This window comes from Arthrobacter sp. 10T416 (genome assembly GCF_056394165.1).
Genome location: NZ_JBFTHI010000001.1, coordinates 442,228 through 452,041, shown reverse-complemented (window position 1 = coordinate 452,041; position 9,814 = coordinate 442,228). Strand labels below are relative to the sequence as shown.

Annotated in this window: 10 protein-coding genes; 7 read left to right on the top strand and 3 right to left on the bottom strand. The window is 68.7% G+C overall.

The features are described from left to right. Positions 1 to 71: 71 nt before the first annotated feature. The 7 genes from mihF to AC1DBE_RS02010 all read left to right on the top strand — a co-directional run bounded on the left by mihF (position 72) and on the right by AC1DBE_RS02010 (position 6,893). On the top strand, positions 72 to 389 hold the full coding sequence (gene mihF, locus AC1DBE_RS02040; protein ID WP_476880617.1) for an integration host factor, actinobacterial type: 318 nt from the start codon (positions 72 to 74) through the stop codon (positions 387 to 389). A gap of 39 nt (positions 390 to 428) precedes the next feature. Beyond that, positions 429 to 998 carry a guanylate kinase gene (gene gmk, locus AC1DBE_RS02035; protein WP_476880618.1) on the top strand — a complete coding sequence of 190 codons (570 nt, stop codon included), beginning with the start codon at positions 429 to 431 and terminating at the stop codon, positions 996 to 998. Positions 999 to 1,042: 44 nt separating this feature from the next. Next, positions 1,043 to 1,306, top strand: coding sequence for a DNA-directed RNA polymerase subunit omega (gene rpoZ / locus AC1DBE_RS02030; protein ID WP_138769242.1), 264 nt, complete (start codon positions 1,043 to 1,045; stop codon positions 1,304 to 1,306). A 26-nt stretch (positions 1,307 to 1,332) separates the two neighbouring features. After that, on the top strand, positions 1,333 to 2,622 hold the full coding sequence (locus AC1DBE_RS02025; RefSeq protein WP_476969446.1) for a bifunctional phosphopantothenoylcysteine decarboxylase/phosphopantothenate synthase: 1,290 nt from the start codon (positions 1,333 to 1,335) through the stop codon (positions 2,620 to 2,622). Between the two features lie 79 nt (positions 2,623 to 2,701). After that, positions 2,702 to 3,937 (top strand): methionine adenosyltransferase, encoded by a 1,236-nt coding sequence (gene metK / locus AC1DBE_RS02020; protein ID WP_476903353.1) that lies wholly within the window; start codon positions 2,702 to 2,704, stop codon positions 3,935 to 3,937. Positions 3,938 to 4,084: 147 nt separating this feature from the next. Then, positions 4,085 to 6,232 (top strand): primosomal protein N', encoded by a 2,148-nt coding sequence (locus AC1DBE_RS02015; protein WP_476903354.1) that lies wholly within the window; start codon positions 4,085 to 4,087, stop codon positions 6,230 to 6,232. Positions 6,233 to 6,287: 55 nt separating this feature from the next. Beyond that, positions 6,288 to 6,893, top strand: a complete 606-nt coding sequence (locus tag AC1DBE_RS02010) for an NUDIX domain-containing protein (RefSeq protein ID WP_476878911.1) — start codon at positions 6,288 to 6,290, stop codon at positions 6,891 to 6,893. Here the strand turns inward: AC1DBE_RS02010 and AC1DBE_RS02005 are convergent. From AC1DBE_RS02005 to AC1DBE_RS01995, 3 genes are read right to left on the bottom strand one after another with little or no spacing between them, the layout of a single operon-like run. Next, the gene (locus AC1DBE_RS02005) at positions 6,870 to 7,955 is read right to left on the bottom strand and encodes a glycosyltransferase family 4 protein (RefSeq protein ID WP_476878910.1); all 1,086 of its coding nucleotides are present in this window, start codon (positions 7,953 to 7,955) and stop codon (positions 6,870 to 6,872) included. The genes AC1DBE_RS02010 and AC1DBE_RS02005 overlap by 24 nt on opposite strands. After that, positions 7,952 to 8,881, bottom strand: coding sequence for an alpha/beta fold hydrolase (locus tag AC1DBE_RS02000; RefSeq protein WP_476878909.1), 930 nt, complete (start codon positions 8,879 to 8,881; stop codon positions 7,952 to 7,954). The genes AC1DBE_RS02005 and AC1DBE_RS02000 overlap by 4 nt, the downstream gene beginning before the upstream one ends. Before the next feature lie 11 nt (positions 8,882 to 8,892). Next, the gene (locus AC1DBE_RS01995; protein WP_476878908.1) at positions 8,893 to 9,762 is read right to left on the bottom strand and encodes an aldo/keto reductase; all 870 of its coding nucleotides are present in this window, start codon (positions 9,760 to 9,762) and stop codon (positions 8,893 to 8,895) included. Between the last annotated feature and the right edge of the window lie 52 nt (positions 9,763 to 9,814).

Below are 9,814 nucleotides of genomic sequence, written 5' to 3'. Positions count from 1 at the left end.
GCCCGGTGCCGCCCGGCTCGTCCGGCCGGGTGGTTATGCATCGCCTGTCCAGTTACGCAGGGAGGACCTCAGTGAGCTTGCGACCCCTCACCCCGCAGGAACGTTCCGCCGCCCTGCACAAGGCCGCCGCGGCCAGGGTGTCCCGGGCCGCCGCCAAGGAACGGCTCAAGACCGGGGACCTGTCAATCGAGGACCTGCTCAGCGCCGGCGAAACGGACGAGGCCATCGCGCGGATGCGGGTGGTGGAGCTGCTGGAGGCCTTGCCGGGCATCGGGCAGGTGCGGGCCGCGGCGATCATGGAGCGTTTCGGCATCGCGCCCTCACGGCGCATCCGCGGGCTGGGAATTCACCAACGCCGGGCGCTGGTAGATTTTATAGACGAGAAATAGTTTGGTCCGCCAGGCTGCCCCACCGCGACAAAGGAATACGTGAGCAAGAAACCCGGACTGACAGTCCTCGCCGGACCGACGGCCGTCGGCAAAGGCACAGTGTCCACCTACATTAGGGACAACTATCCCGGCGTCTGGCTTTCCGTGTCGGCCACGACGCGTGCCCCGCGTCCCGGGGAGCAGGACGGTGTTCACTACTTCTTCAAGTCCGCCGAGGAGTTCGACTCCCTGGTCGAGAACGGCGAGCTGCTCGAATGGGCGGTTGTGCACGGACGGAACCGCTACGGCACGCTGCGCAGCACGGTTGACGCCGCCATCGCCGATGGCCGGTCGGTCCTGCTGGAGATCGACCTGCAGGGTGCCCGGCAGGTAAAACAGGCCGTTCCGGACGCCCAGTTTGTCTTCCTCGCCCCGCCGAGCTGGGACGAAATGGTCCGCAGGCTCGTCGGCCGCGGCACGGAATCGGCCGAAGAACAGCAGCAAAGGCTGGAAACCGCTAAACTAGAACTTGCTGCTGAACCGGAGTTCGACCACACCGTCGTTAATGATGATGTTCGCCGGGCAGCGGACGAGCTTGTTTCACTCATGGGGCTGACCCCGAACCCGTAACCCAGGCCACGGGAAGTATCGGCCCGTAAGAATTTGGAGAATTCGTGTCCACGAACCTTGAAGGCATCATCAACCCGCCGATCGACGAGCTGCTGAAGGCCGCCGATTCGAAGTACGGACTGGTGATTTTCGGTGCCAAGCGCGCCCGCCAGATCAACGCCTACTACGCCCAGCTGCACGAGGGCCTCTTCGAGTACGTTGGCCCGCTGGTTGACACCAAGCTGAACGAAAAGTCGCTTTCCATCGCCCTGCGCGAGATCAACGAAGGCAAGCTCGTTTCCACGCCGATCGAGGCCGCCGCAGAGTAACAACTCTGCTGCTTGACGGAGGTCACGTGCGCATAGTCCTCGGAGTCGGGGGAGGGATTGCCGCCTACAAGGTGGCATCGCTCCTCCGGCTTTTTACTGAAGCCGGTCATGACGTCACTGTCATTCCCACTGAGGCCGCCACCCGGTTCGTAGGGGTGGCCACTTGGGAGGCGCTCTCCGGGCACCCGGTCAGCAACAGCGTCTTCGACGAGGTGCACACCGTTAACCATGTCCGGCTCGGCCACGAAGCGGAGCTGATCGTCGTCGCCCCGGCGACCGCTGACCTGCTGGCCCGCGCCGCGACCGGACAGGCCAACGACCTCCTGACCAACACCTTGCTGATGGCCGGCGGCCCGGTCCTTATGGCCCCGGCGATGCACACCGAAATGTGGCGCAACCCCGCGACCCAGGCCAACGTCGAAACCCTGCGCAGCCGCGGCATCACCGTCCTGGAACCGGTCTCCGGCCGGCTGACGGGTGCGGACTCCGGCCCCGGCCGGTTGCCCGAGCCGCAGGCGATCTTCGACGCCGCACTGGCCCTCGCGGGCGCCGCCGCCACGCCCGATCTAGCCACGCCCGGGCACCCGGACGGTCCGGCGTCGGACGCGCACCCCGCCGCCCACGGGCCGCTGGCCGGGCTCACCGTCACCATCAGCGCCGGCGGCACCCGCGAACCCCTGGACCCGGTCCGGTTCCTCGGCAACCGGTCCTCCGGCAAGCAGGGCGTGGCACTGGCCGCCGCCGCCCGCGACGCCGGCGCCCGGGTCCGCCTGCTGGCAGCCCACATGGACGTCCCCGCCCCCGGCGGCGTCGAAGTGGTCCGGGTGGAAACCGCGCTCGAGCTGCGCAAGGCTGCCCTGCACGCCGCCGCGGACTCGGACGTTATTGTGATGGCCGCGGCCGTCGCGGACTTCCGGCCGGCGGACGTTTCCGGGACCAAAATCAAGAAGCGGGACGACGTCGCGGACCCTGTCATCACCCTCGTCCGCAACCCGGACATCCTGCGCGAACTCGTCGAAATCCGGGACACGGCGGCGCGGAACCAGCTGATCGTGGGTTTCGCGGCCGAGACCGGTGACGACAACGGCGACGTCCTCGAGTACGCCCGGGACAAGCTGCGGCGCAAGGCGTGTGACCTCCTGGTGGTAAACCAGGTGGGACAGGACCAGGTCTTTGGCCAGGACCGCAACGCCGTAGTCATCCTTGCGCGGTCCGGCTCCGAACCCCAAGAGGCGTCGGGTTCCAAAGCCGACGTCGCGGCTGCCGTGATTGACCGCATCAGCGCCGAGTTGAGCCGGGTTGTCCCGCCCGCTTGAGCGCTGGCGTAATCAACGTCTCCTTAGCAGGACGACACACGCCGCCGGACGCCCGTATCCCAACCAGTAAGGTAGTTGAGTGACTTTACCGCTGCACATCCCAGACTTCCACGGGTCCACGCCCGCTTCGCTCCGGCTCTTTACCTCCGAGTCGGTGACTGAAGGACACCCTGACAAGATCTGTGACCAGATCAGCGATTCCATCCTTGACGCCCTGCTGGCCAAGGACCCCGAGTCCCGCGTGGCCGTGGAGACCCTGGCCACCACCGGCCTGGTCCACGTCGCCGGTGAAGTCACCACGGATGCTTACGTCGAGATCCCGCAGATCGTCCGGGAGACCATCCTCGGCATCGGCTACGACTCCTCGGCGAACGGATTCGACGGCGCCCGCTGCGGTGTCTCGGTGTCGATCGGCCAGCAGTCCAACGACATCGCCGGGGGCGTTTTCAACTCCCTCGAAGCGCGCGAAGGACGCCAGGAAGACGACTACGACCTGCAGGGCGCCGGCGACCAGGGCATTATGTTCGGCTACGCCAGCGACGAGACCCCGTCCTACATGCCGGTCCCGATCTGGCTCGCGCACCGCCTTTCCGAGCGGCTCACGGAGGTTCGCAAGTCCGGCCAGCTGGGCTACCTCCGCCCCGACGGCAAGACGCAGGTCACCGTGGGCTACGACGGCGACCGCCCGGTCTCGCTGGAAACCGTAGTAATTTCCAGCCAGCACGCCGAAGGCGCCAGCCTCGATCAGCTCCGCGCTGACCTCGCCGAGCACGTCGTCGACCCGGTGATGGCGCTCTCCAACCTGGACACCTCCCGCTCGCGCAACATCCTCAACCCGGCTGGCGCCTTTGTGATCGGCGGCCCCGTGGGCGACGCCGGCCTGACCGGCCGAAAGATCATCGTCGACACCTACGGCGGCATGGCCCGGCACGGCGGCGGTGCGTTCTCCGGCAAGGATCCGTCCAAGGTTGACCGCTCGGCCGCCTACGCCATGCGCTGGGTCGCCAAGAACGTGGTGGCGGCCGGCCTCGCGAAGCGGGCCGAAATCCAGATCGCCTACGCGATCGGCCAGGCCCGTCCGGTTGGAACCTACGTGGAGACGTTCGGCACCGAGACCGTCGACCCCGCGCAGATCAGCACGGCGATCGCCGAGATCTTCGACCTGCGCCCGCGGGCCATCATCGATGCCCTGGATCTCAAGCGCCCGATCTACGCCAAGACGGCCGCCCACGGCCACTTTGGCCGCGAGGATCCCGACTTCACGTGGGAGCGCCTCGACCGCGTGGATGACCTGAAGGCCTTCTTCAACGCCTAAGAGGCTCCGGTTCCGCTGAATGTCGTAGCTTTGTGATGTGCTGTAGCCAGGCCGCCAACCGGTGGCCTGGCTACAGTTCTTTGCCAGCAGTGCTGTGGCACCGGACCTTGACCACCCGCAACCAGCGATCGAAGGGAGACCGGTACCGTGGCTTCCACCCGTGGCAGCGCGACCGCCCAGGAAGAGCCCCTGCAGCTCTCCCTGCTGCAGGGCTTCCCTGCCTCTGCCGCTGCTGCCGGGCCGGCCCTGGCCGCGGAACTGCCGGTGGCCCGCGTCCTGCTCGAGTCCCCGCTGCCGCATCTCGACCGGCCCTTCGACTACAGCGTGCCGGCGGAGCTGGATGCCGCGGCCCGGCCCGGAGTCCGGGTCAAGGTCAAGTTCAGCGGCCAGGAACTCAGCGGGTACCTGCTTAAACGGGTAGCCGCCTCCGACGCCGGCCATACGCTGGTGCCCCTGCACAAGGTGGTCTCCCCGGTGCCGGTCCTCATTCCGGCCGTGGCCGAGCTTGCAGGGAGGGTTGCGGCGCGCTACGCCGGAACCGTCAGCGACGTGCTGCGTGTTGCCGTACCGCCGAGGATGGCCAAGCTTGAGAAAGAGTACGCCCCGGACGGTGTGCTGGACCCCGCACTGTTCGGCGCTGATGAGGCCACCGCGGCTCCTGCGGTGGCGGGGCACTCCAGCTGGGCGGACTATCACAACGGCCCCGCGTACCTTCAACACCTCGGCGCCGGGGAATCACCCAGGGCCGTGCTGAGTGTCCTGCAGGGGTTCGGCTCCAACAGCTGGCCCCGGATGATCGCCGAGGCCGTGGCTGCTGTCCGCCGGTCCGGCCGCGGTGCCGTGGTGGTGGTACCGGACTACCGGGACCTTGACCGCGTGGAGGCGGCGCTGCTCGAGCTTCTGCCCGCCGGTGACGTGGCACGGCTGACCGCCGACGACGGCCAGACGCCCAGGTACCGGAGCTTCCTGCGCCTGCTCAGTGGCGCCGCGGGCGTGGCCGTCGGCACCCGCTCTGCCGCCTACGCCCCGGTCCGCGAGTTGGGGCTAGTGGTGTGCTGGGACGACGGCGACGACCTCCACATCGAACAACGCGCACCCTACGCCCACGCCCGCGAGGTCCTCCTGCTCCGCGCAGCCCACGAGGGTGCCGCGTGCCTGCTGGCCGGGCACACCCGCAGCACTGAGACGCAGCGGCTGGTGGAATCCGGCTGGGCCAATGCCGTGGAGGCCGGCCGGTCCGTGCTGCGCCGGACAGTTCCCCGCGTCGTCAACACCGCGGACAGTTTTGAGCAGGAACGCGATCCGCTGGCCCGCATCGCCCGGCTCCCCGGGGCCGCCTGGCGGGCGGCAAAAGAAGGCCTCGAGCGCGGTCCGGTCCTGGTGCAGGTCGCCCGCGCCGGCTACGCGCCCTCCCTGGCATGTGAGCGCTGCCGCGAACCTGCCCGTTGCACCGCCTGCAGCGGCCCGCTCGCGATTGCCGGTCCGGCCGGCAGCGCAGCGGTACCCGTCTGCCGCTGGTGCTCTGCGGCGGCCCCCGAGTGGCGCTGCGTGCACTGCAACGGGGTCCGGCTGCGGCGTGGGGCCACCGGAGCCCTGCGGACAGCTGAGGAACTCGGCCGGGCCTTTCCCGGCAAACCCGTGATCACCTCATCCGGCGACCGTGTCCTGGCGGTCGTGCCCGATTCCAAGGCCCTCGTGGTCGCCACGGTGGGCGCGGAGCCGGTCGCACCCGGCGGGTACGCCGCGGCGCTGCTGCTCGACGGCGATTCGCTGCTGCGCCGGGAGAACCTGCGCGCGGGAGAGGACGCCGTCCGCCGCTGGTTCAACGCAGCGGCCTTGGTCCGGCCGGCCTCCGCAGGTGGCCTGGTGGTCATCACGGCCGAGGACGCGGCAGGGGTCGGGGCGTTGCTGCGCTGGGACCCCGCCGGATACGCCGGGCGCGAGTTGGCCCTGCGGCAGGAGCTGTCGCTTCCGCCGGCGGTGCGGATCGCGTCCGTCACCGGCGGCCGGACCGCCGTCGGGCACTTCACCCAGGCCGTTGAATCCGGGCTCGCCAAACAGGGGATTGTGCTGCGGACGGCCGGCCCCGCCCCGGTGCCCGGATCCGGCGCGGGCATGCCGGCGCCGGCCGGGGCAGGCCGGCCCGGGGGAGATGACGTCCGGACGCTGCTGTTTATCCCGTACGCCCAGGCCGCCGAGGTTACCAAAGCGCTGCGTGCCACGAAGGCAGCCGCCGCGGCCAAGCGCAGCGACGACCCCGTGCAGCTTCGGCTCGACGGTGTGGACGTGCTGTAGCGCCTGCGTCCAACGGTGGGGAACCACCCGCATCCGGCAACCACCAGGAGGTTCCATGCAGTACAAGCGTGTTGTGGATGAGGCGCTGCGGGATCTGTCGCTGGCGCATACCGCCGAAGAGGGACTCCAGGAGTGGATCGAATCCATCTGGCGTGCGGACCAGCGACCGCTGGCCGCCGACGTGTGGGTCTTCTCTCCGGACTTCCGCAGGATACTCGTTGTGGAGCATCGTTGGCGCGGGCTGGTGCCGCCCGGCGGAGAAGTCGAGGCGGGGGAGGCGCCGCGGGAGGCCGCCATCCGGGAGCTGGCAGAGGAAACAGGTCTGCGACCGGTTATTGCCGGCCGCCCGGCGCACGCCGCCCTCCGCTCCTACCACCGGGACCTGCCGGAAACTCTGAACGTGTCCTACTGGGCGACGGCGGACCCGGATGCGGAGCTGGTCCCGGAACCGGGCCAACCCGCGCTGTGGGTCGAAGTGGACTCGCCCTGGCGGACGTACCACGCCGACGACGCCGCGGTGATCTCACATTTCGCCGCCAGCCGTTTCGACGCTCGCCGTTTCGACGGTTCCGGGCCCACTCGACGTCCAGTCGCGTCCAACGGGCAGGGAACCGTCGAAGTGGCCGACGGGTGTGGGCTACCGCCGCTTGCGCCGCCGTAGTTCGACGGCCTCTTCGGCGGCGGCGAGCAGGTGCTGCGCGGAGGCGTCCCAGCTGAACTGCGACGCCCGCTGCACGGCCCGGGCGGACCGGTCCTTCCAAAGCGAGGGCTCCGCGAGTTCGCGGACCGCGGCTGCGAAGGCCGACGGCGACTCCGGATCGACGTAGCTGACAGCGTCCCCGCCCACTTCGCGGAAGATGGGGATGTCGCTGGCAATGACCGGTGTGCCGTGCGACATCGCCTCCACCAGGGGCAGGCCATACCCCTCGGCCCTGGAGAGGCTGACAAGTGCCGTGGTCCGGGCCAGCAGGGCCTCATACTCGGCGTCCGTCACCCCGTTGTGGAACACGACGTCGGCTCCCGCCGGCGTCAGCGCCTCCAGCTCGGTCCGGCGCTCCGGCGTGATCCGGCTCAGGAGATGCAGGGTCATGCCGGGCAGTTCCGCCATGCCGCGGACCATGGTTTCGACATTCTTGTACGGCATAAACGACCCCATGTAGAGCACCGTCCGGTCGGAGCCGGCGCCCGGATCACGCGGGGCCGGCACAGGCTGCGGAGCGTTGCCCACAATCCGGACCGGACGCTTGGTCAGGCGGTACTTGGCCATCAGCGCCTCGGTGGTGGCGCTAATGGTGGCGACGACGTCGGCCCTGTTCAGGAGGACCCGCTGCGGCCAGAACGCCTTGTGGTAGAGCCGCCACAGGACCCGGACGGGAGCAGGAAGGAAGCCCGGAGGGGCAGGGTGTTCATAGTAGATGAGGTCGTGCAGGGTCAGCACCAGCGCGTATTTCCGGCCCCAGGTGCCCATGGTCTGCATCGGGCAGACCACCACGTCCGCCCCGAGCGGGTTGATTTTGGCGGCCACGAACAGTTCGGCCGGGGACAGCGGGCTGTTGATCAGCGTGTAGGGGACGTCCGGCAGCAAGGCCAGCTGGCGGGTGTCACTGATCAGCATGGAGACATCGGCCACCTTAGCGGCAGCAGCGATGAGGCTTGAACCGTAGCGGCTGATGCCGTCGTGGTGGCCAATCCGGGTGAAGCGGGCGTCGATGAGGATTTTCACGCGGTGTGGTCCTTCAGGAAGCGGCGGATGAATTCCGCGGCGGGTTCCGGGGTCTCGTAGTGGATCAGGTGCCCGACGCCGGGAATGACCTCGAGGGTTCCGTCCGGCAGCAACGGCAACAGTTTGTACTGGTCGGGAAGGGTGGCGATCTCGTCCTTTTCGCCCGCCACCAGCAGGACGGGCAGGGTGAGCCGCGGCGCCACCTCGGCGACGTTGCTGCCGACAGAAGCCTTGAAGGCCTCAAGCAGGCTGTCCCGGTCCGCGAACGCCGAAAAGTACGCGCTGTGCTGGGCGTGGACGAACTCCCGCAGCGCCTTGTCCTTGGTCTTGGCCATGGTCTCGCTCATCACCCGGACTATCAGCTGGTTGCGCAGGAGCGCGTTCCCGAGCCTGCGCGGAAGCCGGGCCGCCGCCTCGTAATACAGCACGGCCGCCTTCGTCATCAGGCCCTTGGGGCCTTCCAGGGCGGGCGCGGCGATCGGATTGATGAGGATCAGTTCGGCGACGGCGCCGGGGTGGCTGGCCACGAAATGGCTGGCGATGATCGAACCGAAAGAATGGCCCAGGAGCACCGTGTCCGGCCCCAAGCCGAGGGCCGCCATAAAGTCGGCAACGAACCCGCCATAGCCGGCGACGCTGTGCCCCCCGGCACCGAAAGCACCCGATGCGCCGAACCCGGGCAGGTCGGGCATGATGAGGCGCATCCCGTGCAACTGGTCCACCACCCGCAGCAGGCCGTGGTGGTCGCCGCGGAAGCCATGGATGACGAGGATTGTCCGGGTCTCTGGCGATACGTGGGCCGGTTCGTAGCTCCAGTACGCCACCCGGGTGCCGTTGAGGTCGACGGCCGAGGCACTGGTGCGTGAATCAAGTTCCGCGCTGAGCAGTGGACGCGGGGGAGAGGGCTCGGTGGCCACGTGTTCCATTCGTTCGGATCCTAGTTGACGTTGTCAGGGTTCGAGCCGGTGCGGAACCCGCGCTCCAGTCCGGCGAGGACATCCAGGTCGGTGGTGCTGAGGCTGAAGCCGAAGATGTCGTGGTTCTCGCGGATCCGGGCGTAGGAGCTCGCCTTGGGAATGACCACGTTGCCCAGTTCCAGGTGCCAGCGCAGGATGATCTGCGCGGCGCTGCGGCCGTGCGCCTCAGCAAGCTGCAGGACCACCGGGTCCTCGAGGAGCTGTCCGCGGCCCAGCGGACTCCAGGCTTCGGTGGTGATGCCCAGGGAGGCGTGAAGGGCCCGCAGTTCGGCCTGCTGGAGCCACGGATGCAGCTCGATCTGGTTCACGGCCGGCACCACCTCTGCCGACTGCAGCAGCCGGTCCAGGTGCGCGGGCTGGAAGTTCGACACCCCGATGGCGCGGACCCTGCCCTCGCGGTACAGCGTTTCGAGGGCGCGGTAGCTCTCGGTGAAGAGCCCGCGCTGGGCGCACGGCCAGTGGATCAGGTACAGGTCGATGTATTCGAGTCCCAGCTTGGCGATGGACGTGTCGAAGGCCCGGAGTGTCGCGTCGTAGCCTTGGTCGTCGTTCCAGAGTTTGGTGGTGACGAAGATGTCCTCGCGGGCCAGGGCGGGGTGCAGTTCGCCGGAGCCCCCGGCCGAGCCGTCGAACGCGGAGAGGGCCCCGATGGCCTTTCCCACGCCGGTCTCATTCCCGTACATCGCGGCTGTGTCGACGTGCCGGTAGCCGGCCTCCAGCGCCATCGTGACCAGTCCGGCGGCGTCGGCCGGCGGTACCTTGTAGAGGCCGAACCCGAGGCGGTCCATCATCACGCCATTGTTCAAGGTCAGCCGGGGGGAGATTCGCATACCCCGACTCTACCCAGTCCGGCGCCCGGGACGGTGCTGCTGGGGGACGGCA

Bases quoted from the DNA above. Each gene is read 5' to 3' on its own strand.
- AC1DBE_RS02010 (WP_476878911.1), top strand. From the start codon at position 6,288: ATGCAGTACAAGCGTGTTGTGGATGAGGCGCTGCGGGATCTGTCGCTG.
- AC1DBE_RS02000 (WP_476878909.1), bottom strand. From the start codon at position 8,881: ATGGAACACGTGGCCACCGAGCCCTCTCCCCCGCGTCCACTGCTCAGC.
- AC1DBE_RS01995 (WP_476878908.1), bottom strand. From the start codon at position 9,762: ATGCGAATCTCCCCCCGGCTGACCTTGAACAATGGCGTGATGATGGAC.